Here is a 25,830-nt window from a genome sequence, read left to right on the forward strand (position 1 = left end):
AATGAACAACTTTCTTCGCAACCTAACCGCGACCCAGCAGATCGGTGCCCTGTTCCTGGTGGTGTTCGGCATCCTGTCGATCACCACCATCTGGGCCTACGCGCGCATGCTGCGCGAGCAGTCCAGCGACGACCCGCAGGCCGAGGCCGAAGCCCTGGAGGCCAAGCGCTTCTGGGGCCTGCTCAAGACCTCCTGGGTCATGGCCACCGTGTTCTGGATCGGCTGGGCGCTGGGTGACGCCGTGGCCACCGTGCTCTTCGCCATCGTGGGCTTTTTCGCGCTGCGCGAGTTCATCACGCTCTCGCCCACGCGCCGGGGCGACCACCGCAGCCTGGTGCTGGCCTTCTTCGTGGTGCTGCCGCTGCAGTTCTGGATCGTGGGCAGCCGGCATTTCGACCTGTTCACGGTGTTCATCCCGGTCTACGTGTTCCTGGCGCTGCCCGTGGTAAGCGCGCTGGCCAACGACCCGCAGCGCTTCCTGGAGCGCAACGCCAAGCTGCAGTGGGGCATCATGGTCTGCGTCTACGGCATGAGCCATGTGCCGGCGCTGCTGCTGCTCGACTTCCCGGGCTACCGGGACAAGGGCGCCTTCCTGGTGTTCTTCCTGGTGTTCGTGGTGCAGACCTGCATGGTGGTGCAGCACCTGCTGGGCCGGCGCTTTCCGCACAAGCCCGTGGCGCCCCAGGTGAGCCAGAGCTTCCAGTGGGTGAGCTGGCTCGCAGGCGTGGCCGTGGGGGGCCTGGTGGGTGGCCTGCTGACCTTCATCACCCCCTTCAAGCCCGGCCAGGCGCTGGGCATGGCCCTGCTGGCCTGCGTGGCCGGCAGCCTGGGGCACCTGGTGATGAAGGCGCTCAAGCGCGACCGCGGCATCACCAGCTGGGGCATGCAGGGCATGTCGGTCACGGGGGCCGGTGGCCTGCTCGACCGGGTCGACGCACTGTGCTTCGCGGCACCGGTGTTCTTCCATTCGGTGCGCTGGTACTTCGGGCTATGAGGATCCTGGGGATCGATCCGGGCCTCCAGACCACGGGCTTCGGCGTGGTGGACATGGACGGCCACCGACTGAGCTACGTGGCCAGCGGCACCATCCGCACGACCACGCTGGCCCTGGGCGACCTGCCCGGGCGCCTGAAGATGCTGTTCGACGGCATCACCGAGGTGGTGGCGCGCTACCAACCCGATACCTCCTCGGTCGAGATTGTCTTCGTCAACGTGAACCCACAGTCCACCCTGCTGCTGGGCCAAGCCCGCGGTGCCTGCATCACCGCGCTGGTGGCCAGCAACCTGCCCGTGGCCGAGTACACCGCGCTGCAGATGAAGAAGGCCGTGGTCGGCCATGGGCGTGCGACCAAGCCCCAGGTGCAGGAAATGGTGCGCCGCCTGCTGAGCCTGCCCGGCCTGCCCGGCACCGACGCCGCCGACGGCCTGGGCATGGCGATCACCCACGCCCATGCGGGCGCTGCCATGGCCCGCTTGAGCGAGGTCGGGACGCTGCAACGCCGCCAGCACGCCATGTACAAGGGCGGCAGGAGTTACTGAGCCGGAAAGGCGTCGCAGTTCAGCTGCTGCCCAGGCCTCGCTTGAGTTCTTTCAGCAGCAGCAGCACCTGGTTCGACGCATGGCGGCAGCTGCTGTTGAGCAACTGCACGGCCTGGGGCTTTTGCCCCGCCTGGAACAGGGTGACCACAGCGGCCGCCTGCTGGTGGAAGTACTTGTGGCGCGCCACCAGCATGCCGAAGGCCGGGTAGTGGCCGAGCCGCACGCGGCCCGTGCCGTTGAGCCAGCGGCCCAGGTCGCAGCGGTCGTCCTGGCAGATGCGCTCGGGGCGCATGACCTCGTTGGAACGGCCATTGATCATGTCCTGCAGCTGCAGTCGCCAGCGCTCATGGCTGGAAATGGCCGCGTCGATATCGATCTCGGTCATGAGCATGGTGGCGTACTCGGCGTCCAGCACGAGTTCGCTGCCGTTGTCTTCCATGGCCCAGGTCGTGTCTGGACTGGTCGGGTCCTGCTCCCGCATCTTGAACAGTCGGCTGAAGAAACCCATTTTCCATCCCGTTTTTGGTGTGCGGGCGGGCCCTGTGCAAGAGACGCCACGCCATTTGAAACATTCTGTGTAGCGTTTTGCCTTTTGGCTACCAAAAAATCGCATACCCCTGTCGGCGTGTGCAGTGCAGCCCTGCTGCCAGCCTCGGCTCTCGGCCCCGGTGCAAGCGGTGCCGGCCGGGCCGGACCACAATGGGCGCATGACTGAACCTGTTTCCCCCCGCACCGCCCTGTCCATGCTGGACCTGGTGGCCGTCCGCGACGGCGGCACCGTGGCCGAGGCGCTGCAGATCGCCCTGCGCACCGCACAGCACGCCGAAAAGCTCGGTTTCGCCCGCTACTGGCTGGCCGAGCACCACAACATGGCAGGCATCGCCAGCTCGGCAACCGCCGTGCTGGTGGGGCACATCGCGGGCGGCACCTCGCGCATCCGCGTGGGGTCGGGCGGCGTGATGCTGCCCAACCATGCGCCGCTGGTGGTGGCCGAAGCCTTCGGCACGCTGGCCGAGCTCTACCCCGGCCGCATCGACCTGGGCCTGGGCCGCGCGCCCGGCACCGACCCGGCGACCATGCGCGCGCTGCGCCGCAGCCGCGTCGAAACCGCCGACGACTTTCCGCAGGACGTGGCCGAGCTGCAGCGCCTGTTCTCCCCGGCTGAACCGGGCCAGCGCCTGGTGGCCACGCCCGGGGCCGGAACGAACGTGCCGATCTGGCTGCTGGGATCGAGCCTGTTCTCGGCGCAGCTGGCGGCCGAGCGCGGCCTGCCCTATGCCTTCGCCTCGCATTTCGCGCCGCGCCTGCTGCACCAGGCCATCGACCTGTACCGCAACCTGTACCGCCCCTCGGCCGCCTGGCCCAAGCCCTACCTGGCCATCGGCGTGCCGCTGATCGCGGCACCGACCGACGAGGAGGCCGAGTTCCTGGCCAGCAGCACCTACCAGCGCGTGCTGGGCATCCTCACCGGCGACCGGCGCCTGCTGCTGCCGCCGGTGGAGAACTTCGCGGCACGCCTGCAGCCGCAGGAGCGTGCCGCCATTGGCGACTTCCTGGCGGCCGCGGTGATCGGTGGGCCCGAGACGGTGCAGGCCGGCCTGGCCGACCTGGTGCGCGAGACCGGCGCCAACGAGTTGATGCTGGTGAGCGACGTGTACGACCCAGCGCTGCGCCTGCGTTCGCTGGAGATCGCGGCCCAGGCACACGCAGCGCTGCAGGCCGGCGTACCGGCCTGAAATCTCAGCGTGGCGCCTGCAGGGCGCGCGCCACCGGCATCGCCACCTCCAGGTAGGTAGCCTCGAGGTCCGGCGCATTGCGCGCGGCCACCACGGTCAGCCGGCGCACCGGGTCGTAAAGAATCGCGCAGGAATAGCCTGCCGTGGAGCCCCCGTGGCCCAGGAACACCGTGCCATCGGGCAACTGGTGGCGCATGACCCCCAGGCCGTAGGCATAGGCCATGTCGCCGATGGGCTCGGCCGGCACGAAGCGCAGCATTTGCGCCAGGGTGCTCGGCAGGCGATAGAGCTCGCCGCCGAACAGCGCGGCGGCAAAGCGCGCCAGGTCGGCCGTGGTCGTCACCAGGGCATGGCCGCCGGCCGACCCGGCCATCGAGGGGGAGATGCGGCTGACATCCAGCAGGCCTGCGCCTGCCATGGGCTGGTAGCCATGGGCGAACGGCGTTGGCATCTCCAGGTCCGCAGGCTCGGGCAGCGAAGAATCCGCCAGGCCCAGGCGGGTGAGCAGGCGCTCGCGCACCTGGCTGCGCCAGCTCTTGCCGGTGGCCTGCTCGATCACCAGGCCCAGCAGGATGTAGTTGGTGTTGGCATAGGCATGTTCGCCAGGCAGCCGCTGGCCCTCCAGCAGCGCCATGTCCAGGTACTCCTGTTCGCTGCGCAGGCGCGCCGGCTGGGCCAGCACATCGGCGTCATGGGCTTCGCTGGAGGCCGTGTCGCCCAGTCCGCTGGTGTGGTTGAGCAGGTGTTCCAGGGTGATGGCGCCGCGGTGCTCGAAGCCGGCGATGCGCCCGGCCGGCAGCAAGCGGGTGAGCGGCGTGCCGAGCGCCAGCCGCCCCTCCTCGACCAGCTGCAGCACCACCGTGGCGACCATCAGCTTGAGGACGCTGCCGGCGCGAAAGCGGTCTTCGGGCCGCATGGGGGTGGCCGGCGCCACCGCCCCCAGGCCCGCGGCGTAGCGGGTGGTGCGCCCCGAGGCATCCCGCACCGCCACCAGCGCCCCGGGTGGCGCGGCAGGCGGTACCGCCTGCTCCAGCAGGGCCTGGACCGCGGCGTGCTCGCGGGACGGGGCGTCGTCGCCGCCGCCACAGGCGGACAGCAGGGCCGCGACAAGCAGCAGGGCGATCAGGGAAAGGGGCATCGTTCGGACAAGGCGCACAGCGGTCGCTCCATGGGGTGGTGGAAAACCTGCGCATGCTAGGCAGGGCATCCTTTGCGCCCGCTTTGCCCGCCTGGCATAAGCTTCGCCCCACCTAAGAACGTGTTTACGATCTAAGAAGGGACTTCCGACATGCACCTCCTTCTCATCGAAGACGACCTGGACCTGGGCAGCGACCTGCAGAAGGCCCTCAAGGTCCATGGGCTGAGCAGCGAATGGGTGCGCAGCCTCGGCCAGGCCCGGGCCCTGTGCGAGGCCAGCGGCGACGAGCCCCTGCCCTTTGCCTGCGCCGTGCTCGACCTGGGCCTGCCCGACGGCGAAGGCCTGTCCCTGCTGCGCGGCTGGCGGCGCACCGGGATCGCGTTGCCGGTCATCGTGCTGACCGCGCGCGATGCGCTGGAGATGCGCATCGCCGGGCTCGATGCAGGAGCCGACGACTATGTCATCAAGCCCGTGCAGGTGGCAGAACTGGCGAGCCGGATCCAGGCCGTGACGCGGCGCGCAGCCGGGCAGTCGTCGAGCACCTGGAGCGTGGGCCCGCTCACCATCGACATGCGCCAGCGCGAGGTGCGCACCGAAGACGGGCCGGTGCCGCTGTCGCCACGCGAATTCGCCATCGTGGTCGAACTCGCGCGCCACGGTGGCGAGGTGGTGCCCAAGCACCGGCTGGCACGTGCCCTGGCGCCCCTGGGCGAGCCGATGGAGTTCAGCGCGCTCGAATGGCATATCCACAACCTGCGCCGCAAGCTGGGCGAGGACTGCATCCGCACCATGCGTGGCGTGGGCTACCGCATCGCCGGGCTGCAGCCATGATGGCGCTGCCCTCCCTGCTGCGCCCCTCCATCGCCCGGCGCCTGTTGCTGTCGCTGCTGCTGGCCTGTGCACTCGTCTGGGTGGCGATCTACGCGCTCGGCCACTCCATGGTCTATGCCCGGGAAACAGGCAGCTTCGACCGCGAGATGCTGGCCCTGGCGCGCAGCATCGACCGCCTGGCCAGCGCTGCCGCAGGCGACGGGGCGCGTTTCACGGCGGCGCTCGAAGGCCTGGACGCACGCATCCACAGCGATACCGAGTTGCTCAGCTACCCCGAAGGATTCCTCGGGTTCCGGGTGCGCGATACACAGGGGCGGCTGCTGGCACAGGGCGGCAGCGTGGCCGATACCCCGGCGGACGGCCCCGAGGGCTATGCCGACCAGGGCGGCGCCCAGCCCCACCGCGTCTACCGGCTGCGCTCGGCCGATGGACGCTACCGGATCGAGGTGACCCAGTCCCTGCACAGCCGGCACCTGAACTTCGACTCGGTGATGATCAGCAGCGAGGGGCTGCTGCAGCCCTTGCTGGTGGCTTTTCCCCTGGTGCTGCTGCCGGTCTGGGTGTCGGTGCACACGGGCCTGCGCCCGCTGCGCCAGCTGTCCCGCGAGCTCGCGCAGCGGCCGCCCGGGAACCTGGAGGCGCTGGCGGTGAGCGCGCCCCATGCCGAACTGGCACCGGTGGTGCGCGAACTCAATGCCACGCTGGCGCGGCTGCGCGCGCTGCTGCAGCGCGAGCGCAACTTCCTCGCGGATGCGGCGCACGAGCTGCGCACCCCGCTGGCCGTGATCGGCACGCAGCGCGACCTGCTGCTGCACAGCGCCAGCGACGAGGAGCGCCGCGCGGCGGCCGAGCGCCTGGGCAACGGCGTCGAGCGCGCCGGCCGCCTGGTGGGGCAGTTGCTGGCGCTCGCACGGCTCGATGCGGACACGGCGCACGCGCCCGCCGCCGTGGACCTGGCGGACATCGCCCGCGACTGCCTGGCGGCCCACGCGGGCCCGGCGGCGGCGCGGGACATCGAGCTGTGCTACCTCGGGCCCGACCGGCTGCCCAGCCGCGGGCTGCTGCAGGTGTTCGAATCCATCACCGACAACCTGGTCGGCAATGCCATCCGCTATGGCCGCCATGGCGGGCGCGTGGAGTTGCAACTGGGCCAGCATGCCGGGCGCCTTGTGCTCGAGGTGCGTGACGACGGCCCCGGCATTGCCCCGCAGTTGCGCGAGGCGGTCTTCGAACGCTTCGTGCGCGGACCCGATGCCGGCGCGAGCGGTTCCGGTCTGGGGCTGGCCGTGGTCCGGTCAGCGGCACGGCGCATTGGCGCGGGCGTGGAAATCGGGGCCGGTATCGGCGGAAAAGGCGTCTCTTTCCGTGTGCAATGGGCGTCCCCGCCGTAGCGCAGGGATCTGCAACGCAGCGCGGCGCGTCGGCGCCATGTAAGGTTTGAGGACAAGCTTGCGGGGCAACATGCCGGTTGCCGCTACCATCGTGGCTGACGAGGGTGCCCCTTCGTGCACTTCCCAACCGCCCACCCACCACCTGCTGCATGCCCGCTTTTTCCTTTGAAGCCCTGGACGCCCAGGGCCAGACCCGCAAAGGCCTGATGGAGGCCGACACCGCCAAGTCCGCCCGCACCCAGCTGCGCGCGCAGGCCCTGGTGCCGATTGCAGTGGAGCAGGTCCAGACCGGGCATTCCCGGGACGGCTCTGCCCAGGGCTGGAACCGCAGCCTGTTCACCCGGCCGGTGTTCAACGCCACCGGCCTGGCCATCTGGACCCGGCAGATCGCCGGGCTGGTGAGTTCCGGCCTGCCGCTGGAGCGCGCCCTGAGCGCCCTCTCGGACGAGGCCGACGACGACCGCCAGCGCCACCTGGTGGCCGCCCTGCGCGCCGAGGTGAATGCCGGCGCCACCTTCGCCCGCGCGCTGGGCCAGCACCCGCGCGAGTTTTCCGACATCTACTGCGCCGTGATCGGTGCTGGCGAGCACAGCGGCAACCTGGGCCTGGTGCTCGAACGCCTGGCCGATGACCTCGAAGACCGCCAGGCGCTCAAGGCCAAGCTCATAGGCGCGGCGCTCTACCCGGCCATCGTGACCCTGGTGGCAATCGCCATCGTGATGTTCCTGCTGGGCTATGTGGTGCCCCAGGTGGCCAGCGTGTTCGCCGGCTCCAAGCGCGCCCTGCCCCTCATCACCACCGTGATGCTGGGCATCAGCGCCCTGGTGCGCAGCTACGGGCTGGCCCTTTTCGGCGTGCTGGTCATCGGCGCACTGGGCCTGCGCTGGTCGCTGAAATCGGAGAGCGTGCGCGAGCGCTTCGACGCTGCCTGGCTCAACCTGCCCCTGGTGGGCAAGCTCGCGCGCGGCTACAACGCGGCGCGCTTTGCCAGCACGCTGGCCATGCTGGCCAGTGCCGGCGTGCCCATCCTGCGCGCGCTGCAGGCCGCAGCCGAGACCCTGAACAACCGCGCCCTGCGGGCCGACGCGCTCGATGCCCTGGTGCTGGTGCGCGAGGGTGCACCGCTGGCCTCGGCCCTGGCGCAGAAGAAGCGCTTTCCGGGCCTGCTGTCGATGTTCGCGCGCCTGGGCGAACAGACGGGCCAGTTGCCGGTGATGCTGCAGCGCGCCGCCACCCAGTTGTCGGTCGAGGTGCAGCGCCGCTCCATGCAGCTGGCGACCATCCTGGAGCCCCTGCTGATCGTGGCCATGGGCCTGGTGGTGATGGCCATCGTGCTGGCCGTGATGCTGCCCATCATCCAGCTCAACCAGTTCGTCAAGTAGACACACACCATGGCCGTCACCCTGGACGACAAGCTGGTGGTCGCGATCTCCTCGCGCGCACTGTTCAATTTCGAGGAAGAAAACAGCGTCTTCGACGACACGGATGACCGCGCCTACGTGGAGATGCAGCGCCAGCGCATCGACATTCCGGCGGCGCCGGGCGTGGCCTTTTCGCTGGTGCGCAAGCTGCTGGCCTTCAACACCACCGAGCACCAGCGGGTGGAGGTGGTGCTGCTCTCGCGCAACGACCCGGTGAGCGGCATGCGCGTGTTCCGCTCCTGCCTGGCCCACGGCCTGCCCATGGTGCAGCGCGGCGTGTTCACCCAGGGGCGTGATCCGTTCCGCTACCTGCGCCCGCTGGGGGCCCACCTGTTCCTCTCGGCCAACGAGGCCGACGTGCGCCAGGCGCTGCACCTGGGCTACCCCGCGGCGCGCGTGCTGACCGAATCGGTGCGCGCTGGCGACTCCAACCCCCATGAAGTGCGCATCGCCTTCGACGGCGACGCGGTGCTGTTCTCCGACGAGGCTGAGCGCGTCTACCAGGCCGAAGGCCTGGCCGCCTTCCAGCGGCACGAGAGCGACAAGGCGGCGCAGCCGCTGCCCGATGGCCCCTTCAAGCCCCTGCTCGCGGCCCTGCACCGGCTGCAGCACGCGGGCGGCACGGGCATGCGCATCCGCACCGCGCTGGTCACGGCACGCAGCGCGCCCGCCCACGAACGCGCCATCCGCACGCTGATGGACTGGGACATCGCGGTCGATGAGGCGATGTTCCTTGGCGGGCTGCAAAAAGGGGAGTTCCTGCGCGAGTTCGAGCCCGACTTCTTCTTCGACGACCAGACCGGCCATGTCACCTCGGCCTCGCTGCATGTGCCCGCGGGCCATGTGAACAGCGGGGTGTCCAACCCCGTCACGCCGCTGGCAGACTGAAGGGCCGGCCCTGGCGGTGTGCAAAGTTGTGCAATGGTGTGCAACTTGCCGCGAAAGAAGGCCTCTGACCGGTTGCAATGAACGCCGTGCGACCGCATCTGTGCGACCATGGTCCCGCAACAGGAACAGAGAACAGAACGCATGAAGATGAACCTATTGGCATGGGGCGCAGCCGCCGCCCTGCTTTGCAGCAGCATGGCCCTGGCCCTGGCCCAGGTACCGGCGGCGCCGCCACCGGCCGACACCGAAGGCCTGTCCAAGGGCGAAGCCAAGGCCATCCGCGAGTTCAAGATGCTGGATTTCAACGGCGACGGCAAGCTCAGCCGGACCGAAGTGAAACTGTTCCCGCGCCTGGCCAATGCCTTCGATGAGGCCGACACCGACCATGACGGCTTTGTCTCGTATGCGGAGGTGCGCGCTTTTGCGGCCAAGTACCGCGCCGAACGGGATCGCGCGAAACAACAGGCGCCTGCTGCTCTCGCTCCTGCAGCCAGCGCTCCCTGACCCCACCCGCTACCGTTCGATAGCAAAAAAACCGATGCCCCCTGGCGCCGTCGCGGCGCCTCAGCCTGCCAGCCGATTCACAACCCTGCCGTGCGCTTGACCTTGGGGTCCGAGTAGGTCAGCGGTTCGTTCTTGACCTGCTGGGCCAGGCGCTCCTGCAGGGTCACCTTGTTGATGTCCTGCGCCATTTCCACGGCACTGCCGCTGGCACGCCACATGGACTGGATGAACTCGAGCAACTGCTTGTAGATGGGCTCCGGCGGCGGCTCGGGCGGCTCTTCCACCGTTTCCTTCTTCTTCACCTCGGTCCAGTCGCGGTTGGGCGCCTCGGGCGCCGAAGGCTTGTCGGGCTCGCGCACGATGGCCCCCTCCCCGAGCCGGTCCATGGACTCGACGGGCAGCGGCGCATTCACAGGGCGTATCGGCGGCGCCCCCGAGGCGCCGGTGGAATACAAATCAGCGCCCGGAGGACGCCAGGTCGGCGATCGATCAACAGGTGGCATTTGCATGGCAGGCCCCAGGTGGTGGATGGAATGGACAGAGGCACTTCCGGACTCTTCGTACATTCATAACGGCAAACAAAAGGGGAAATTGAGGTCTTTTTTGGCTTTAAGCCCAAAATTAAGGGTTTACCCCTAGTTTTTAAGCAGTGTTCAGACGAAAAAAAGCCCGCCGCCCACACGAAGCAGGCGGCGGGCGGGTGCGGGCCAGAACCTGTTTACGATCTCCCAGGGGTCGCGCAGCGGCTTTGGCGGGAAGGGATGCTAGGCGCGGTGCGCAGTTGATAGCCCGGCTATCAACAAGCGCCGCAACGCCGCAGACCGCCCGCCAAGGCCACTGCCCGAAGGGTTGGAGCGAAATCGGGCGATTGGACGCCCCGGCTGCTTGCATGGGCACGAGCCCATGCGGCGCATCCGAAGCATCCACTCATCCCGATTGCGCTCCAACGCGATCCCCTGCGAGACCGTAAACAGGTTCTCAGAGAAAGCGTTCGAGGAAGCGGCGCGACTGGCGATCGAGCAGCGTGGTGTCGGGCACCTTGAACTGCACGCCCTCACCGGCAGCAATGAGCAGCCGGGTGCGCCCGCCGAGCCGGCGGATGTCTTCCTCGGCCTTGAGCACCAGGCGCGCGGGGCCCCGGTCGGTCTCCACATCCCAGGTGCTGGGGGTCGAAAAGCTCGATACAGCGGTAATTTTTTCGATAGTGGGCACAAACTCCCGCACCGTCAGCTCCTCTTCGACCAGGGTGCGCCCGGCCGGGGGCAGTTGGTCGAGGCGGTCCAGCCACACCAGCTCGTGGCCGTCGCTGCCCACCAGGGACAGGCCTTCGGCCGGGGCGGCGATGGGAAAGGCGCGCACGGGCACCACGCCCTCGTGCACGGTGCCGTCGGGCTGGGTCAGCACCAGGCGTCCGTGCGGATTGCGGTGCAGCTGCAGCGGGCGGGTCGGGGAAGGGATCGTCAGGTCGGTCATGGCGGTGTCGTTGTGCGTCGAAGGGCGGCGCTCAGGCGCTGCCCGCAGGGTGGGCCGGGTGCAGCAGGCTGCTGTCGATGATCACGCCGGCGGCCTGGGCGTCCTCTTCGGCACGGCGGGCCTGGGCTTCGTACAGCCGCCAGTAGGCGCCCTGTTTCTCCATGAGCTCGTCGTGCGGCCCCACCTCCACCACCTCGCCGCGGTCCATCACCACCAGGCGGTCGGCCTTGCGCAGGGTGGACAGGCGGTGGGCGATGGCGATCGTGGTGCGGCCCTGCACCAGGTTGTCCAGGGCCTTCTGGATTTCCTTCTCGGTCTCGGTGTCCACGGCCGAGGTGGCCTCGTCCAGGATCAGGATGCGCGGGTCGATCAGCAGCGCACGCGCGATGCTGATGCGCTGGCGCTCGCCGCCCGACAGGCCCTGGCCGCGCTCGCCCACCAGCGAGTCATAGCCGTGCGGCAGGCGCAGGATGAATTCATGCGCATGCGCTGCGCGGGCCGCCGCGACGATCTCCTCGCGGGTGGCCTCGGGCTTGCCATAGGCGATGTTCTCGGCAATGGTGCCGAAGAACAGGAAGGGTTCCTGCAGCACCAGGCCGATGTGGCGCCGGTAGTCGGCCACGGCGAAGCGGCGGATGTCCACCCCATCGACCTGGATGGAGCCGTCGCTCACGTCGTAGAAGCGGCTGATCAGGTTCACCAGGGTGCTCTTGCCCGAGCCGCTGTGGCCCACCAGGCCGATCATCTCGCCGGGGCGGATGTCCAGGTCCAGCCCCTTGATCACCGCGCGGCTGCCGTAGCGGAAGCCCACGTTGCGCATGGCGATGGCGCCCTGCACCTTGTCCACCTGGACCGGCTGGGCCGGGTCGGGCACGTTGCTCACGTGGTCCAGGATGTCGAAGATGCGCTTGGCGCCGGCCGCGGCCTTCTGCGTGACCGAGACGATGCGGCTCATGGAGTCGAGCCGGCTGTAGAAGCGCCCGATGTAGGCGATGAAGGCGGTGAGCACACCCACCGTGATCTGGTTGCGCGAGACCAGCCAGATGCCGAAGGCCCAGACCACGAGCAGGCCGATCTCGGTGAGCAGCGACACCGTGGGGGTGAACAGCGACCAGGTCTTGTTGAGCTTGTCGTTGACCTCCAGGTTGTGCTGGTTGGCATCTCGAAAGCGCTGGGCCTCGCGCTTTTCCTGGGCGAAGGCCTTGACCACGCGGATGCCGGGGATGGTGTCGGCCAGCACGTTGGTGACCTCGGACCAGACGCGGTCGATCTTCTCGAAGCCGGTGCGCAGGCGGTCGCGCACGGTGTGGATCATCCAGGCGATGAAGGGCAGCGGCACCAGCGTGACCAGGGCCAGCCAGGGGTTGATGGAGAACAGGATGGCCGCCGTCATCATGATCATGAGCACATCGGTCACGAAGTCCAGCGCATGCAACGAAAGGAAAACGTTGATGCGGTCCGTCTCCGAGCCGATGCGCGCCATGAGGTCGCCAGTGCGCTTGCCGCCGAAGTAGTCGAGCGACAGGCGCAGCAGGTGCTCGTAGGTGGTGGTGCGCAGGTCGGCGCCGATGCGCTCGGACACCAGCGCCAGGATGTAGGTGCGCGCCCAGGACAGGCCCCAGGCCGCCAGGGCCGACGCCAGCAGGCCGCTGAGGTACAGCAGCACCAGGCCGGGCTCGATCTTCTGCCCGTTCTGGAACGGGATCAGGATGTCGTCCATCAGCGGGATGGTCAGGTAGGGCGGCACCAGCGTGGCCGCCGTGGAGGCCAGCGTCAGGCAGAAGCCCGCGGCCAGTTGCTTGCGGTAGGGCCGGGCAAAGCGCCACAGGCGCAGCAGCACCCAGGTGGAGGTCTGCGGCGGCTGGGCGCGTGCGCAGGCGGGGCACTCCTCGGTATCGGGCGGCAGGGGGGCGTGGCACTGGGGGCAGGTGGCCTCGTCCGCCTGCGCGGCGCCGGCGGGCTGCTCGAAGCGCTGCACCAGGCGCAGCGCCTGGGCATGCTGGCCCAGGGTGAAGCGCCACAGCGCCAGCCGCGCATCGGCATCGTGCAGCTCCAGCGCCCCGATGCCGCCGTGGTCGTGCATGCGCAGCGCCAGGCCCGGGGCCCGCGGCCATGCGCGCCAGGCGCTGGTGCCGGGATCGCAGGCCAGCAGGCGCTCGGAAGTCACCACCACCCAGCCCGTGGCGAAACGCAGTTCGCCGCTCAGGTCAACCTGTAACGTGGCCAGCACGTTCTCTTGGGAAGCGAGCATGGCCCGCAGATCGGCCCCCAGGGGGCCGGAAAAGACACCGGAGGCGTCCACAGAATGGTGATGTTGCATGTTGGATTGGTATTTGCGCCCCTGGCAGCCAGCGGTCACCGATTGCGCCACAGCGCGAATTCTCCCCGATACTGCACGCAAGGACGCCAAGGCATCCACCTGTAACGTCTGCGACGGCTCCCTGGCTGACAGCCAATGCTGCCATCCGAGTGGAGCACAATGTTCCCCCATATTCTCGTTGTCCTCCCCCGCATAGCCCCGAAAGGCCGGAACCCCTACCCGCTGCAACCCATGGCGAAATTCAACGACATCCAACTGCTTCGCATCAACTACCTGCGTGGACCCAACATCTGGACCTACCGGCCCGTGCTGGAAGTCTGGCTGGACCTGGGTGTGCTGGAAGACCATCCCTCGCACACCCTGCCCGGCCTCAATGAGCGCCTGACGGCCTGGCTGCCGGCCCTGATCGAGCACCACTGCGGCGTGGGCGAGCGCGGCGGCTTCCTGCAGCGCCTGGAGGAAGGCACCTGGTGCGGCCATGTGCTGGAGCACATCGTGATCGAACTGCTCAACCTGGCCGGCATGCCCACGGGCTTCGGCCAGACGCGCAGCACCTCGCAGCGCGGCGTGTACCGCATGGTGTTCCGGGCGCGTGACGAGCAGGTGGCCCGCGTGGCCCTGGCCCAGGGCCACCGCCTGCTGATGTCGGCCATCAACGACGAGCCCTTTGACGTGGCCGCCGCCGTGGCGCGCGTGCGCACCGAGGTGGACGACCAGTACCTGGGCCCCAGCACGGCCTGCATCGTCACGGCCGCCACCGACCGCAGCATCCCCCACATCCGCCTGAACGACGGCAACCTGGTGCAACTGGGCTACGGCGCCAGCCAGCGCCGCATCTGGACCGCCGAGACCGAATTCACCAGCGCCATCGCCGAAGGCATCGCCAGCGACAAGGACCTGACCAAGGGCCTGCTCAAGGCCTGCGGCGTGCCCATCCCCGAAGGCCAGGTGGTCAACAGCCCCGAGGAAGCCTGGGAAGCAGCGCAGGACATCGGCCTGCCCGTGGTGGTCAAGCCCTCGGACGGCAACCATGGCCGCGGCGTGACCCTGGACCTGCGCAAGCAGGCAGACATCGAGGCGGCCTACCATGTGGCCTACCCCGAGGGCAGCGACGTGATGGTCGAGAGCTTCATCCCCGGCGACGAGCACCGCCTGCTGGTGGTGGGCGGCAAGGTGGTGGCCGCCGCGCGCGGCGAGGTGGTCAGCATCACCGGCAACGGCCGCTCCACGGTGAAGGAGCTGATCGACAGCCAGCTCAACTCCGACCCTCGCCGCGGCTACGAGGAGGAATACCCGCTCGAGATCATCGACCTGGCCACCGACACCAAGGTGCAACTGGAGCTCAAGCGCCAGGACCTCGATGCCGACTCCGTGCCTGCCGCCGGCCGGACCATCGTCGTGCAGCGCAACGGCAATGTGGCCGTGGACTGCACGGACGACGTGCACCCCGAGGTCGCCTACATCGCCCAACTCGCCGCCAAGGTGGTGGGCCTGGATATCGCGGGCATCGACATGGTGGCGCTCGATATCTCCAAACCGCTGCACGCGCAGGGCGGCGCCATCGTCGAGGTCAACGCCGGCCCCGGCCTGCTGATGCACCTGAAGCCCGCCGTGGGAGCCCCGCGCCCCGTGGGCCAGGCCATCGTGGAGCACCTGTTCCCGACCGAAGACCATGCCGAGGGCACGGCCGGCCGCATCCCCGTGGTGGGCGTGGCCGGCACGCGCAACACCGCCACCATCTCCCGCCTCGTGGCCTGGCTGCTGCACCTGAGCGGCCGCCACACGGGCGTGGCCTGCCGCGATGGGCTGTTCCTGGACCGCCGCCACGTGGACGCCGCCGACAGCGCCCACTGGGAGGCCGCCCACCGCCTGCTGATGAACCAGATGGTGCAGGCCGCCGTGATCGAGAACGACGCCCGCACCATCCTGCGCGACGGCCTGGCCTACGACCGCTGCAAGGTGGGCGTGGTGACCGACATGGACGGTGTGGCCACCCTGGCCGAGTTCGACGTGCACGAGCAGGACCAGATGACCAAGGTGCTGCGCACCCAGGTGGACGTGGTTCTCGCCGACGGTGCCGCCGTGCTCAACGCCGCCGAGGAGCAGGTGGTCGACCTGGCCCGCCTGTGCGATGGCGACGTGGTGCTGTACGCGCAGGACCCTGCACTGCCCGCGATCACCGAACACCGCGCCAAGGACAACGGCCGTGCCGTGGTCGTCAAGAACGGCCGCGTGGTGCTGGCCACCGGCAGCGCCGAGCATGTGCTGGGCACGCTGGCCGAGCTGACCTTCGGCCGCAATGCCGTGGTGCCCGACACCGAGGCCCTGCTGGCCGCCGTGGGCGCCGCCTGGGCCCTGGACATCGCGCCAGACCTGATCGGTGCCGGCGTCAAGACCTTCGAGCCCGACCTGCCGCCGCCGCCCGGTCTGCGTACCTGATTTCACTACCGAACACTGCGATGACACCGGGGCCCGCCCGCCCCGACGGACACTGAGAAAGAGAATTTCCATGGATGTATCCCGCACCCGGGCCCTGCGCGGCCCCAACCTGTGGAGCCGCCACATGGCCATCGAGGCCGTCGTGGCCTGCGATGAGAACGAACGTGCCATCCGCCAGATGGACGGGTTCGAGGCGCGCCTGCGCGCCCTGTTCCCCGCCATCGGCGCGCTGCACCCCGAGGGCGGCGACGGCGACATCTCGCTGGCCCATGTGCTGCAGACCGCCGCCCTGGCCCTGCAGGCCCAGGCCGGCTGCCGCGTAACTTTTGCGCGCACCACGGCCACCACCGACGCTGGCGTCTACCAGGTGGTGGTGGAGTACAGCGAAGAGGCCGTGGGCCGCAAGGCCTTCGAGGACGCGCAGCAGCTGATCCAGGCCGCACTGGGCCAGGGCAGCTTCGACGCAGAAAAGGCCGTTGCCGACCTGCGCGAGCTCGACGAGGACGAGCGCCTGGGCCCGAGCACGGGATCCATCGTGGACGCGGCCGTGGCGCGCGGCATTCCCTACCGGCGCCTCACGCGGGGCAGCCTGGTGCAGTTCGGCTGGGGCTCCAAGCAGCGCCGCATCCAGGCCGCCGAGGTGGACTCCACCAGCGCCGTGGCCGAATCCATCGGCCAGGACAAGGACCTGACCAAGCGCCTGCTGCATGCGGCCGGCGTGCCCGTGCCGCTGGGCAAGCCCGTCGAAAGCATCGACGAGGCCTGGGAAGTGGCCCAGAAGGTGGGCCTGCCCGTGGTGGTCAAGCCCCAGGACGGCAACCAGGGCAAGGGCGTCACGGTGAACATCACCGACCGCGCCCAGCTCGATGCCGCCTACCGCAACGCGGCCGAGTACGGCACGGTGATGGTCGAGCGCTTCCTGCCCGGCCACGACTTCCGCCTGCTGGTGGTGGGCGACCAGCTCGTGGCCGCAGCGCGCCGCGAGCCGCCCCAGGTGCTGGGCGACGGCCAGCACACGGTGCGCGAACTGGTCGAGCAGGTCAACCTCGACCCGCGCCGCGGCGAGGGCCATGCCACCTCGCTGACCAAGATCCGCCTGGACGAGATCGCCGTGGCCCGCCTAGCGGCCCAGGACCTGACGCCCGACTCCGTGCCGCCCAAGGGCCAGCGCGTGATCCTGCGCAACAACGCCAACCTGTCCACCGGCGGCACCGCCACCGACGTGACCGACGACGTGCACCCCGAAGTCGCCGCCCGCGCCATTGCCGCGGCCCAGATGGTAGGCCTGCACATCTGCGGCGTGGACATGGTCGCCGAGACCGTGCTGCGCCCGCTGGAGGAGCAAGGCGGCGGCTTCGTGGAAGTGAACGCCGCACCCGGCCTGCGCATGCACCTGGCGCCCTCGTACGGCAAGCCGCGCAATGTGGGCCAGGCCATGGTGGACAAGCTCTATGCCCATGGCGATGACGGGCGCATCCCCACGGTGGCCGTGACCGGCACCAACGGCAAGACCACCACGGCGCGCCTGATCGCCCACCTGTTCACGGCCCAGGGCCTGCGCGTGGGCATGACCAACACCGACGGCGTGTATGTCAATGGCCGCCAGATCGACAGCGGCGACTGCAGCGGCCCGAAGAGCGCGCGCAACGTGCTGCTGCACCCCGAGGTGGACGCAGCCGTGTTCGAGACCGCGCGCGGCGGTATCCTGCGCGAAGGCCTGGGCTTCGACCGCTGCCAGGTGGCGGTGGTCACCAACATCGGGGCGGGCGACCACCTGGGCCTGAACTACATCACCACGGTGGAAGACCTGGCCGTGCTCAAGCGCGTGATCGTGCAGAACGTGGCCACCGACGGCTATGGCGTGCTCAACGCCGCCGACCCCATCGTGGCGGCCATGGCTCCGGCCTGCCCGGGCAAGATCATCTACTTCGCGAGCGACCGCCACCACCCCGTGATGGCCACGCACCGCGCCCAGGGCAACCGCACGGTGTACGTGGATGGCGACTCCATCGTGGCCTCGGAAGGCTCGTGGCGCGAGACCATCCACCTGCGCGACGTGCCCATCACGCGCAATGGCCGCATCGGCTTCCAGGTCGAGAACGTCATGGCCTCGGTGGCCGCCGCCTGGGGCGCCGGCCTGCCTTGGCAGACCATCCGCCGCGGCCTGTCGGGCTTCGTGAACGACAGCGACAACGCACCGGGGCGCTTCAACATCATGGACCACAACGGCGCCACGGTGATCGCCGACTACGGTCACAACCCCGACGCCATGCGTGCCCTGGTGGCTGCCGTGGACGCCCTGCCCGGCAAGCGCCGCAGCGTGGTCATCAGTGGTGCCGGTGACCGGCGCGACGAGGACATCCGCGAGCAGACCGTGATCCTGGGTGGCGCGTTCGACGACGTGATCCTGTACCAGGATGCGGCCCAGCGCGGCCGTGGCGACGGCGAGGTGATGGCCCTGCTGCGCGAAGGCCTGGCCGGCGCGGCACGCACCACGCACGTGGAAGAGATCCGCGGCGAGTTCATCGCCATCGACACGGCCCTTTCCCGCCTGCAGCCGGGCGACCTGTGCCTGGTGCTGGTCGACCAGGTCGAGGAAGCCCTGGCCCACCTGGCCAAGCGCTGCGCTGAAGCCGGGACCACGGCATGACGCGCGCTGCACTGCGCATGGCGACCCTGGCCGCCTTCACGCTGCTGGCGGGCGCCGCCAGCGCCGCGCCCGACAAGATCGGCACGGTGGACACGGCCTTCAAGCTGCTGGGCCGCGACCACGACATCATCGTCGAGGCCTACGACGACCCGGCCGTGGCGGGCATGACCTGCTATGTCTCGCGCGCCCGCACGGGCGGCATCAAGGGATCGCTGGGCCTGGCGGAAGACCGCTCCGAAGCCTCGATCGCCTGCCGCCAGACCGGTCCGGTGAGCTTCCCTGCGCCGCTGCGCAAGCAGGAGGAGGTGTTCAGCGAACGCCTGTCCATTCTGTTCAAGCGCCTGCGCGTGGTGCGCATGGTGGACCCGGCGCGCAACACGCTGGTCTACCTGACCTACTCCGAAAAGCTGGTGGACGGCTCGCCGCAGAACAGCGTGACGGCCGTGCCGGTGGACCGGGCGACACCGATTCCACTGAAGTAAATCAACAAAGGGCGCCGCGGCGCCCTTTCTTCATGCTTTTCCGGATGCGATCTGGCGCAGGGCCTGCTCGAAGACTTCGGGCGGCTGGCCGCCCGAGATCAGGTGGCGGTCGTTGATGATGATGGCCGGCACCGAGTGGATGCCCTGCTGCAGGTAGAACTGCTCGCGCTCGCGCACCTCCTCCGCGTACTGGTCCGATGCCAGGACGGCGCGGGCCTCGGCCTCGTCGAGCCCCACCCCGGCGGCCACGCGGGCCAGCACCTCGTGGTCACCGGGGCTCTGGCCGTCGGTGAAGTAGGCCTTGAACAGCGCGTGCTTCAGGGCAGGCTGCTTGTCCCCCTCTTCCTCGGCCCAGTGCAGCAGGCGGTGGGCGTCGAAAGTGTTGTAGATGCGGCTGCGCTGCGCCATGTTGAAGGTGAAACCCAGGGCCGCACCGCGCGCGGCGATGGCGTCGCGGTTCTTCTGGCTCTGCTCGGGCGTGGCGCCGTACTTCTCGTGCAGGTGCTCGGCGATGTCCTGGCCTTCGGGGGCCATCTGGGGGTTGAGCTCGAAAGGCTGGAAGTGCAGGTCGAGCGCAACGTCGCCCTTGAGGCGCTCGGCCGCCTGCTCCAGCGACTTGAGGCCGATGATGCACCAGGGGCAGGAGACGTCGGAGACGAAATCGATCTTGAGGGCTGTGGTCATGCGGTCACCAGAAGGTCAGATAGGTTGGCCAATATCCTAGGACGATTGGCGCGTCCTTGCAGCGGTACGGCCATTGGAGCCCCTGCAAGCCCCCACCGCAGTGATGGAAAAGCCCGGGTTTGCCACACTGCACCCCTGTCCTGCCACCCATGGCTTCCTCAGGAGCCACGCCACCATGCAAATCGACCAGCAGCAATCCATCCTCACCATCGCCCTGTTCGCCGCCTTCGCCGATGGCCACAAGGGCGACAGCGAGCGCGAGGAGATCCGGCGCATCGCCCAGTCGCTGGCGCAGGACGCGCCGGCCATCGACCTGCCGCGCCTGGTCCAGGACGTGCTGCTGCAGCGCACCAGCGCCCAGTCCGCCACGGCGGCGCTGACCGAGCCGGGCCTGCGCCAGCTGGCCTACGAAATGGCGGTCTGCGTCTGCGACGTGGACGGGCGCCAGACAGAGGCCGAGCGCGCCTTCCTGGCGCAGCTCAAGGGCTGGCTGCAGCTCGGTGACGGCGACACCGCGGCCTTCGAGCAGCAGGCCGATGCCCTCGTGGAAGTGGCCGAGCGTGCTGCCCCCATCGCGCGCGGCCTGGCGCCCGTGGGCGTGGGCACGGCGGCCGCGGCGGCCCTGCCCGTGCGCGGCGCTGCAGCGCAGGTCCCCGACGCCGAACTGGACAAGAGCATCCTGAACTACGCGCTGCTGTGCGGCGCGCTGGAGCTGCTGCCACAGTCCTGGGCGTCGATGGCCATCATCCCCATGCAGGTCAAGATGGTCTACGCCGTCGGCAAGGCCCATGGCGTGGAGCTGGACCAGGGCCACATCAAGGATTTCATCGCGGCGGCCGGCGTGGGCATGGCCTCGCAGTACATCGAGCAGTTCGGTCGCAAGCTGCTCGGCGGCCTGCTGGGCAAGGTGGCGGGCCGCACCATCGGCGGCATCGGCCAGGCAGCCACGGGCATGGCCTTTTCGTTCGCCACCACCTACGCCCTGGGCCAGGTAGCCAGGCGCTACTACGCAGGCGGCCGGGTGATGAGCACGGCCGTGCTGCGCGAGAGCTTCCAGAGCATGCTCGGCCCGGCCAAGGACCTGCAGGCCCAGTACCTGCCGCAGATCCGCGAAAAGGCGGCGACCCTGGATGCAGCCAAGGTCATGTCCATGGTCAGGGGTGGCGCCTGATCGACCTTTGAACCGCCAATCTGGCGGCCACTTCCCTCTTTTACAGGGGCCATGGCCCATGCCAGAATCGGGCATGCCCTTGACACTGGACCCTGCCAACGCCATCGCACCCATGTCGCTGGACTCTCCGTCGGACAACGCCATGACGGCGCTGTACCGCGTGGCCCTGGGCCCGGTGAATACCGAGCACTACCTTCCCATCTTTGCGCGCTTCGACGATGCGGGGCGCACCACCACCACCTGGAACTGGCCGGCGGCGCTGTTCACGCTGAGCTGGCTGGTGTTTCGCCAGCTCTGGGGTGCGGCCCTGGTCTACGTGGCCGCGGCCGAGGGCCTGGCGCTGCTGGTGTTCGGCCTGGGCCGGCAGTTCCTGAACTGGCCCCAACCGGTGGAGTGGGGCATCCTGGCGGCCATCGCGTTGTTCAGTTGCGCGCTGCCCGGGCTGTTCGCCAACGCCGTGCTGCACACCGAGATCCGCAAGCGCATTGCGCGCGCCCTGTCGGCCTCGCGCACCGTGCCCGAGGCTGCAGCGCTGCTGGAGCGCCAGGCCAGTTCACGCCAGCGGCTGAGCAGCGTGGTCATCGGGCATGTGGTCGTGGTGGCCACGGCCCTGCTGGCCTACATGCTGTTCCCGCCGGGTGGCGCGGCGGAGCCTGCCAGGGCTGCCGCCCCGGCCACCTTGGCCTCTTCTGCCCCTGCCGCCCCGGCATCCAACCCCACCTCCGGGCTGGCCGCCGTGTCGGTGCTGCGCAGCGCTGCCTCTGCGCCGCCCGCCCCATCGGAAGCAGTGGCACCGCCCAGCGCCGCGGCCCCCGCCAGCGCGCAGGCCGCCTCCTCCGCGCCCGCGGGCAGCACCGCCGTGGCGTCCGCACCCGCCCCCGTGACCGCGCCCGCCGCGGCATCACGCCGCCAGCCGGCCAGCAGCCCCGCCGCCGCTGCGCCGCCCGTGCCACCGGCCACGGCTACAGCTTCCGCCCCAGCCCCCAAGGCGACGGCACCGGCCGCCCCCACCAGCAAGCCGGCACCGTCGGCCGCTTCAGCGCCCGCAGCTGCCACATCGGCTGCGGGCACCAAGGCCAAGGCCGGCAGCCCGGCCACCCCGGCGTCCAAACCCGCGGCGCCTGTTGCCGCGGGCAAGGCCGCCAGCAAGGCATCCACCCCTGCACCGGCGCGGCCGCCCGCATCGGCGGCCAGCGACCCCGAACTCGCCATGGTGGGCAGCGCACCGGGCTTCTACATCAACGTCGGCCTGTTCGCCGAAGAGGCCAATGCGCGCAAGACGCAGTCGCGCCTGCTCAACGAAGGCCTGCCGGCCTTCCGCCAGCCGCTGGAAAGCGCCAAGGGCACCCGCATCCGCGTGCGCGTGGGCCCCTTCGACTCCAAGGCCGAGGCCGACACGGCCGCGCAGGCCATCCAGCGCATGGGGCTGGAGGCCGTGGTGTTCAAGAAATAGGCCCCGCGCGCAGGAGCGGACCGGCGTGGCCCCGCGTCCTACGCGCAGGCGTTGAGGCAGCCGACATCCAGCGCCGGTTTCGGCGCGTACTCTGCAGTATCGACCTGTGTCGCCCTGCACCATCGCCCCATGCCCACCCCTGCCCACCAGCCCCCCCTTCACGCCCTGCGGCCCCGCTGGTGGACCTTGGCCGCCATCGCGGCAGGCGCCCTGCTGCTCACGGGCTGCGCGCCCTGGCGCCTGATGACGGCCTCGGACCTGGCCAAGGCCTCGCGCCCCTACACCGCCCAACCGGCCCAGCCCGAGCGGCGCATCCTCGTGGTCGGCGACAGCACGGCCGTGGGCACCGGCGCAGCCCGCCCCGAGGACAGCCTGGCCGGGCGCATCGGCATGGCCCACCCGCGCTGGCAGATCGACAACCTGGCCTCCAATGGCGCCAAGTTCGAGGACGTGCAGGGCCAGCTCGAGCGTGCCGGCACGGGCTATGACCTGGTGCTGGTGCTCGCCGGTGGCAATGACGTGATCCGGTTGACGTCGGAACAGCAGCTGCACGGCCACATGGAGCAGGCCATCCGCACGGCCAAGGCGCGCGGCAGGCAGGTGGTGCTAATGCCCTGCGGCAACGTCGGCCATGCGCCCCTGTTCGTGCCGCCAGTGTCATGGTTCATGGAAAGCCGCTCCAAGCGGCTGCATGCCACCGCGCAGACCGTGGCCCTCGACAGCGGCGTGCGCTATGTGCGCCTGCTCAAGCCGCGCGCACAGGACCCGTTCGTGCAACGTGCCGACGAGCTGCATGCGGCCGACGGCCTGCACCCGAGCAGCGCAGGCTACCAGCAGTGGTACGAGGAGCTGGTCAAGCAGGAAGGCCTGGCCAGCTTGACGGGTGGCTAGTACGTCTCCAGATGCAGGCGCCCTTCGCGCGCCAGGGTGGCCGCCAGGGCCTCCCAATCCAGGCCCGCATCGGCCGCCACGTCGCGCAGGGCGAGCACCACGCCCTCTTCCATGCTCTTCAGGCCGCAGACATAGAAGTGGCTGTTGCCGTCGCGCAGCAGCCCGGCCAGGTCGGGTGCGCGCTCGCGCATCAGGTCCTGCACATAGCGCCGGGGCTGGCCCGGGGTGCGCGAGAACGCCAGGTTGATGTCGATGAAGTCCTTGGGCAGGCTTTGCAGCGGGCCGAAGTAGGGCAGCTCCTGCTGCGTGCGCGCGCCGAAGAACAGCATCAGCTTGCCGCCCTCGAACTTGCCGCTCTTGCGCAGGCGCCGGCGCCACTCGGTCATGGCGCGCATGGGCGCGCTGCCCGTGCCGGTGCAGATCATCACCACATGCGACTTGGGGTGGTTGGGCATCAGGAAGGAGTGGCCGAACGGCCCCACCACCTCCACCTTGTCGCCCACCTGGAGGTCGCAGACGTAGTTGGAGGCCACGCCGCGCACGGGAGTGCCGTCATGGTCGGAGGTGACGCGCTTGACGGTGAGCGCCAAGTTGTTGTAGCCCGGCCGCTCACCGTTGCGCGCGCTGGCGATCGAATACTGGCGCGCATGGTGGCGCTTGCCCAGGGCATCGGTGCCCGGGGGAATGATGCCGATGGACTGCCCTTCCAGCACCGGAAACGGCAGGCTGCCGAAGTCGAGCACCACGTGGTGGGTCTCGCTCTCGAAGCCGGCCTCGGTGCAGTTGAAGTTGCCGACCACGGTGGCCGTGGTCGGTGCTTTGGGCGGATAGAGGTTGGTGTAGGCGTGCGCGGCCGACCAGGGCGGCACGGTGGCGCCACGGTGCATGGGCGGCTGGGGCTGCACGCCGGGCTCGGCCGTGGCCACGGCGGCGGGTGCAGCGGCAGGGGCCTCTGCCGTGTCGGCATCGACGCCGGCGGCCGTCAGTTCCTCGGGCGAGAGTTCGGCGGGCAGCGACTCCCAGGTCAGCTGCTCCTCGATGGAATAGGCGCGCACCAGCGGCATGGTGCGCCAGTTGTCGATGGAGCCCGTGGGGCACGGCGAGATGCAGGCCATGCAGCCATTGCAGATGTCGGCGCGCACGACGTAGTTGTTGTCATCGTGCGTGATCGCGTTGACCGGGCAGGTCGCCTCGCAGGTGTTGCAGCGGATGCAGATTTCCGGGTCGATCAAATGCTGCTTGATGACCCCGGCTTCAACGGCCATGTCCATATGGTTCTCCTGTGTCACCCCCCACCAGGGGGTTGGGATGGGGCGTCTGGTCTTCGTGGGGCCTGCCCTCATCCCTGCCCTCGTTCATACCCCGAGGGCGTTTCTTTGTCCATCAGCCGAAACGCACGTACTCGAAATCGACCGGCTGGCGGTTGATGCCCATCACCGGCGGCGCGATCCAGCCGGCGAACTGGCCAGGCTCGACCACACGGCCCATGAGCGATGCGACGAAGGCGAAGTCCTCGGGGCTGGGCAGCCATTCGTCCTTCTTGGCGGCCCATTCCATCTCGTTGACCACGCGACCTTCGGGCGACATCTTGATGCCCGCGAGCGCGCCGATCTGGCGGTTGAAGGCCTTGTGCGGCACCACCAGGCGGGTGGGGATGCCGGCCTTTTCCAGCACCTTGTTCCAGCGGCCCACGCCGGCCACCGAGTCCTTGATGAAGTCGTCGCGCAGCACCTCGTTCAGGGCGTTGAGCATGGGCACTTCCTTCTCGAGGAGCTGGCCGTCACGCACCTCCAGCACCTTGTAGGTCTGGCCCTTGAGCACGTGGTCGTCGGTGCGCTTGCCTTCCTCGTAGCGGCCCTTGAGGCCCGAGCTGTAGAAGATGGCGGCGTTGCTGGACTGGTCGGCACCGAACAGGTCGATGGTGACGCTGTAGTGGAAGTTCAGGTAGCGCTGCACCGTGCCCAGGTCGATGGCGCCGGCGGCGCGCACCTTCTGCGGATCGTCGGTCTTGAGCTCGTTCATCACCTGGGCGGTGCGGGCCAGCACGCGCGAGACGCCGCTCTCGCCCACGAACATGTGGTGCGCCTCTTCGGTCAGCATGAACTTGGTGGTGCGCGCCAGCGGGTCGAAGGCGCTTTCGGCCAGGGCCGAGAGCTGGAACTTGCCATCGCGGTCCGTGAAGTAGGTGAACATGAAGAACGCCAGCCAGTCGGGCGTGGCCTCGTTGAAGGCCCCCAGGATGCGCGGGTTGTTCTCGTCGCCCGAGGTGCGCTGCAGCAGGGCCTCGGCCTCTTCGCGGCCGTCGCGGCCGAAGTGCTTGTGCAGCAGGTAGACCATGGCCCAGAGGTGGCGGCCCTCTTCCACGTTGATCTGGAACAGGTTGCGCAGGTCGTACATGCTGGGCGCCGTGAGGCCCAGGTGGCGCTGCTGCTCGACCGAGGCGGGCTCGGTGTCGCCCTGGGTCACGATGATGCGGCGCAGGTTGGCGCGGTGCTCGCCGGGCACGTCCTGCCAGGCCTTCTCGCCCTTGTGGTCGCCGAAGTGGATCTCGCGGTTGGCATCGCCCGGGTTCAGGAAGATGCCCCAGCGGTAGTCGCGCATCTTCACGTGGCCGAACTGGGCCCAGCCCTGCGGGTCCACGCTCACGGCGGTGCGCAGGTAGACCTCGTGGTTGGTCGATCCCTCGGGGCCCACGTCGTCCCACCAGTTGATGAAGTTGGGCTGCCAGCCTTCGAGCGCGCGCTGCAGGGTGCGGTCTTCGCCGAGGTTGACGTTGTTAGGGATCTTCTCGCTGTAGTTGATCGTGCTCATCGTTGCTC

The 25,830-nt window shown here is 69.3% G+C and carries 22 protein-coding genes; 14 read left to right on the forward strand and 8 right to left on the reverse strand.

The genetic code is table 11. The annotated features are described in order from the left end of the window. The first annotated feature begins 1 nt into the window (after position 1). Positions 2-994, forward strand: coding sequence for a phosphatidate cytidylyltransferase (locus AC07PF_RS09280; protein ID WP_007859695.1), 993 nt, complete (start codon positions 2-4; stop codon positions 992-994). Continuing rightward, positions 991-1,539, forward strand: coding sequence for a crossover junction endodeoxyribonuclease RuvC (gene ruvC, locus AC07PF_RS09285; RefSeq protein ID WP_007859696.1), 549 nt, complete (start codon positions 991-993; stop codon positions 1,537-1,539). The genes AC07PF_RS09280 and ruvC overlap by 4 nt, the downstream gene beginning before the upstream one ends. A gap of 19 nt (positions 1,540-1,558) precedes the next feature. On the opposite strand, the gene AC07PF_RS09290 is transcribed toward ruvC, so the two are convergent. After that, entirely contained in the window at positions 1,559-2,047 is a 489-nt protein-coding gene (locus tag AC07PF_RS09290; protein WP_007859697.1) for a CZB domain-containing protein, read from the reverse strand. A 199-nt stretch (positions 2,048-2,246) separates the two neighbouring features. Here AC07PF_RS09290 and AC07PF_RS09295 point away from each other — a divergent pair, with 199 nt between their 5' ends. Next, a complete protein-coding gene (locus AC07PF_RS09295; protein WP_035206056.1) occupies positions 2,247-3,275 on the forward strand; it encodes an LLM class flavin-dependent oxidoreductase in 1,029 nt (342 codons plus the stop codon). A gap of 4 nt (positions 3,276-3,279) precedes the next feature. Here the strand turns inward: AC07PF_RS09295 and AC07PF_RS09300 are convergent, their stop codons facing one another. Then, positions 3,280-4,413 carry a serine hydrolase domain-containing protein gene (locus AC07PF_RS09300; RefSeq protein ID WP_494611643.1) on the reverse strand — a complete coding sequence of 378 codons (1,134 nt, stop codon included), beginning with the start codon at positions 4,411-4,413 and terminating at the stop codon, positions 3,280-3,282. 150 nt (positions 4,414-4,563) lie between these two features. Here AC07PF_RS09300 and AC07PF_RS09305 point away from each other — a divergent pair, with 150 nt between their 5' ends. The 5 genes from AC07PF_RS09305 (at position 4,564) to AC07PF_RS09325 (ending at position 9,448) form a co-directional block, all read left to right on the forward strand. Next, on the forward strand, positions 4,564-5,244 hold the full coding sequence (locus tag AC07PF_RS09305; RefSeq protein ID WP_494611644.1) for a response regulator: 681 nt from the start codon (positions 4,564-4,566) through the stop codon (positions 5,242-5,244). After that, on the forward strand, positions 5,244-6,635 hold the full coding sequence (locus tag AC07PF_RS09310) for an ATP-binding protein (protein ID WP_494611645.1): 1,392 nt from the start codon (positions 5,244-5,246) through the stop codon (positions 6,633-6,635). The genes AC07PF_RS09305 and AC07PF_RS09310 overlap by 1 nt, the downstream gene beginning before the upstream one ends. A 149-nt stretch (positions 6,636-6,784) precedes the next feature. After that, positions 6,785-8,017 (forward strand): type II secretion system inner membrane protein GspF, encoded by a 1,233-nt coding sequence (gspF, locus tag AC07PF_RS09315; protein WP_494611646.1) that lies wholly within the window; start codon positions 6,785-6,787, stop codon positions 8,015-8,017. Positions 8,018-8,026: 9 nt separating this feature from the next. Beyond that, positions 8,027-8,944: a 5'-nucleotidase gene (locus tag AC07PF_RS09320; RefSeq protein ID WP_494611647.1), complete on the forward strand. Its 918-nt coding sequence runs from the start codon at positions 8,027-8,029 to the stop codon at positions 8,942-8,944. A 141-nt stretch (positions 8,945-9,085) separates the two neighbouring features. After that, positions 9,086-9,448: an EF-hand domain-containing protein gene (locus AC07PF_RS09325; RefSeq protein ID WP_494611648.1), complete on the forward strand. Its 363-nt coding sequence runs from the start codon at positions 9,086-9,088 to the stop codon at positions 9,446-9,448. A gap of 77 nt (positions 9,449-9,525) precedes the next feature. Here AC07PF_RS09325 and AC07PF_RS09330 read toward each other — a convergent pair whose 3' ends face one another. From AC07PF_RS09330 to AC07PF_RS09340, 3 genes are all read right to left on the reverse strand, one after another. Continuing rightward, positions 9,526-9,957 carry a hypothetical protein gene (locus tag AC07PF_RS09330; RefSeq protein WP_035206059.1) on the reverse strand — a complete coding sequence of 144 codons (432 nt, stop codon included), beginning with the start codon at positions 9,955-9,957 and terminating at the stop codon, positions 9,526-9,528. A 469-nt stretch (positions 9,958-10,426) separates the two neighbouring features. Next, positions 10,427-10,921, reverse strand: coding sequence for a cyanophycin metabolism-associated DUF1854 family protein (locus AC07PF_RS09335; RefSeq protein ID WP_494611649.1), 495 nt, complete (start codon positions 10,919-10,921; stop codon positions 10,427-10,429). A 31-nt stretch (positions 10,922-10,952) separates the two neighbouring features. After that, a complete protein-coding gene (locus AC07PF_RS09340; protein WP_035206199.1) occupies positions 10,953-13,241 on the reverse strand; it encodes a cyanophycin metabolism-associated ABC transporter in 2,289 nt (762 codons plus the stop codon). A 231-nt stretch (positions 13,242-13,472) separates the two neighbouring features. Here AC07PF_RS09340 and AC07PF_RS09345 point away from each other — a divergent pair, with 231 nt between their 5' ends. The 3 genes from AC07PF_RS09345 to AC07PF_RS09355 all read left to right on the forward strand — a co-directional run bounded on the left by AC07PF_RS09345 (position 13,473) and on the right by AC07PF_RS09355 (position 18,812). Further along, entirely contained in the window at positions 13,473-15,680 is a 2,208-nt protein-coding gene (locus tag AC07PF_RS09345; RefSeq protein ID WP_494611650.1) for a cyanophycin synthetase, read from the forward strand. Between the two features lie 70 nt (positions 15,681-15,750). Continuing rightward, entirely contained in the window at positions 15,751-18,330 is a 2,580-nt protein-coding gene (gene cphA, locus AC07PF_RS09350) for a cyanophycin synthetase (RefSeq protein WP_145695820.1), read from the forward strand. Further along, positions 18,327-18,812 carry a CreA family protein gene (locus AC07PF_RS09355; RefSeq protein WP_494611651.1) on the forward strand — a complete coding sequence of 162 codons (486 nt, stop codon included), beginning with the start codon at positions 18,327-18,329 and terminating at the stop codon, positions 18,810-18,812. The genes cphA and AC07PF_RS09355 overlap by 4 nt, the downstream gene beginning before the upstream one ends. Before the next feature lie 30 nt (positions 18,813-18,842). On the opposite strand, the gene AC07PF_RS09360 is transcribed toward AC07PF_RS09355, so the two are convergent. Continuing rightward, positions 18,843-19,496, reverse strand: a complete 654-nt coding sequence (locus AC07PF_RS09360) for a DsbA family oxidoreductase (RefSeq protein WP_494611652.1) — start codon at positions 19,494-19,496, stop codon at positions 18,843-18,845. 175 nt (positions 19,497-19,671) lie between these two features. On the opposite strand from AC07PF_RS09360, the gene AC07PF_RS09365 reads away from it, so the two are divergent. From AC07PF_RS09365 to AC07PF_RS09375, 3 genes are all read left to right on the forward strand, one after another. Further along, positions 19,672-20,667, forward strand: coding sequence for a YcjF family protein (locus AC07PF_RS09365; RefSeq protein WP_494611653.1), 996 nt, complete (start codon positions 19,672-19,674; stop codon positions 20,665-20,667). A gap of 73 nt (positions 20,668-20,740) precedes the next feature. Continuing rightward, on the forward strand, positions 20,741-22,120 hold the full coding sequence (locus AC07PF_RS09370; RefSeq protein WP_494611654.1) for an SPOR domain-containing protein: 1,380 nt from the start codon (positions 20,741-20,743) through the stop codon (positions 22,118-22,120). A 129-nt stretch (positions 22,121-22,249) separates the two neighbouring features. Further along, positions 22,250-23,011, forward strand: coding sequence for an SGNH/GDSL hydrolase family protein (locus tag AC07PF_RS09375; RefSeq protein ID WP_494605541.1), 762 nt, complete (start codon positions 22,250-22,252; stop codon positions 23,009-23,011). Here AC07PF_RS09375 and boxA read toward each other — a convergent pair. Together boxA and boxB are read right to left on the reverse strand one after the other, a co-directional pair. Continuing rightward, positions 23,008-24,282, reverse strand: a complete 1,275-nt coding sequence (boxA, locus tag AC07PF_RS09380) for a benzoyl-CoA 2,3-epoxidase subunit BoxA (RefSeq protein WP_494611655.1) — start codon at positions 24,280-24,282, stop codon at positions 23,008-23,010. The two genes, AC07PF_RS09375 and boxA, sit on opposite strands and share 4 nt — an antisense overlap. A gap of 112 nt (positions 24,283-24,394) precedes the next feature. Next, on the reverse strand, positions 24,395-25,822 hold the full coding sequence (gene boxB, locus AC07PF_RS09385) for a benzoyl-CoA 2,3-epoxidase subunit BoxB (RefSeq protein ID WP_494605538.1): 1,428 nt from the start codon (positions 25,820-25,822) through the stop codon (positions 24,395-24,397). Between the last annotated feature and the right edge of the window lie 8 nt (positions 25,823-25,830).

The organism is Acidovorax sp. GW821-FHT10A04 (assembly GCF_059415825.1).

Excerpts from the sequence above, each read along its gene's own strand:
- AC07PF_RS09280 (WP_007859695.1), top strand. The coding sequence starts at position 2 with ATGAACAACTTTCTTCGCAACCTAACCGCGACCCAGCAGATCGGTGCC.
- ruvC (WP_007859696.1), top strand. The coding sequence starts at position 991 with ATGAGGATCCTGGGGATCGATCCGGGCCTCCAGACCACGGGCTTCGGC.
- AC07PF_RS09290 (WP_007859697.1), bottom strand. The coding sequence starts at position 2,047 with ATGGGTTTCTTCAGCCGACTGTTCAAGATGCGGGAGCAGGACCCGACC.
- AC07PF_RS09295 (WP_035206056.1), top strand. The coding sequence starts at position 2,247 with ATGACTGAACCTGTTTCCCCCCGCACCGCCCTGTCCATGCTGGACCTG.
- AC07PF_RS09300 (WP_494611643.1), bottom strand. The coding sequence starts at position 4,413 with ATGCCCCTTTCCCTGATCGCCCTGCTGCTTGTCGCGGCCCTGCTGTCC.
- AC07PF_RS09305 (WP_494611644.1), top strand. The coding sequence starts at position 4,564 with ATGCACCTCCTTCTCATCGAAGACGACCTGGACCTGGGCAGCGACCTG.
- AC07PF_RS09310 (WP_494611645.1), top strand. The coding sequence starts at position 5,244 with ATGGCGCTGCCCTCCCTGCTGCGCCCCTCCATCGCCCGGCGCCTGTTG.
- gspF (WP_494611646.1), top strand. The coding sequence starts at position 6,785 with ATGCCCGCTTTTTCCTTTGAAGCCCTGGACGCCCAGGGCCAGACCCGC.
- AC07PF_RS09320 (WP_494611647.1), top strand. The coding sequence starts at position 8,027 with ATGGCCGTCACCCTGGACGACAAGCTGGTGGTCGCGATCTCCTCGCGC.
- AC07PF_RS09325 (WP_494611648.1), top strand. The coding sequence starts at position 9,086 with ATGAAGATGAACCTATTGGCATGGGGCGCAGCCGCCGCCCTGCTTTGC.
- AC07PF_RS09330 (WP_035206059.1), bottom strand. The coding sequence starts at position 9,957 with ATGCAAATGCCACCTGTTGATCGATCGCCGACCTGGCGTCCTCCGGGC.
- AC07PF_RS09335 (WP_494611649.1), bottom strand. The coding sequence starts at position 10,921 with ATGACCGACCTGACGATCCCTTCCCCGACCCGCCCGCTGCAGCTGCAC.
- AC07PF_RS09340 (WP_035206199.1), bottom strand. The coding sequence starts at position 13,241 with ATGCAACATCACCATTCTGTGGACGCCTCCGGTGTCTTTTCCGGCCCC.
- AC07PF_RS09345 (WP_494611650.1), top strand. The coding sequence starts at position 13,473 with ATGGCGAAATTCAACGACATCCAACTGCTTCGCATCAACTACCTGCGT.
- cphA (WP_145695820.1), top strand. The coding sequence starts at position 15,751 with ATGGATGTATCCCGCACCCGGGCCCTGCGCGGCCCCAACCTGTGGAGC.
- AC07PF_RS09355 (WP_494611651.1), top strand. The coding sequence starts at position 18,327 with ATGACGCGCGCTGCACTGCGCATGGCGACCCTGGCCGCCTTCACGCTG.
- AC07PF_RS09360 (WP_494611652.1), bottom strand. The coding sequence starts at position 19,496 with ATGACCACAGCCCTCAAGATCGATTTCGTCTCCGACGTCTCCTGCCCC.
- AC07PF_RS09365 (WP_494611653.1), top strand. The coding sequence starts at position 19,672 with ATGCAAATCGACCAGCAGCAATCCATCCTCACCATCGCCCTGTTCGCC.
- AC07PF_RS09370 (WP_494611654.1), top strand. The coding sequence starts at position 20,741 with ATGCCCTTGACACTGGACCCTGCCAACGCCATCGCACCCATGTCGCTG.
- AC07PF_RS09375 (WP_494605541.1), top strand. The coding sequence starts at position 22,250 with ATGCCCACCCCTGCCCACCAGCCCCCCCTTCACGCCCTGCGGCCCCGC.
- boxA (WP_494611655.1), bottom strand. The coding sequence starts at position 24,282 with ATGGACATGGCCGTTGAAGCCGGGGTCATCAAGCAGCATTTGATCGAC.
- boxB (WP_494605538.1), bottom strand. The coding sequence starts at position 25,822 with ATGAGCACGATCAACTACAGCGAGAAGATCCCTAACAACGTCAACCTC.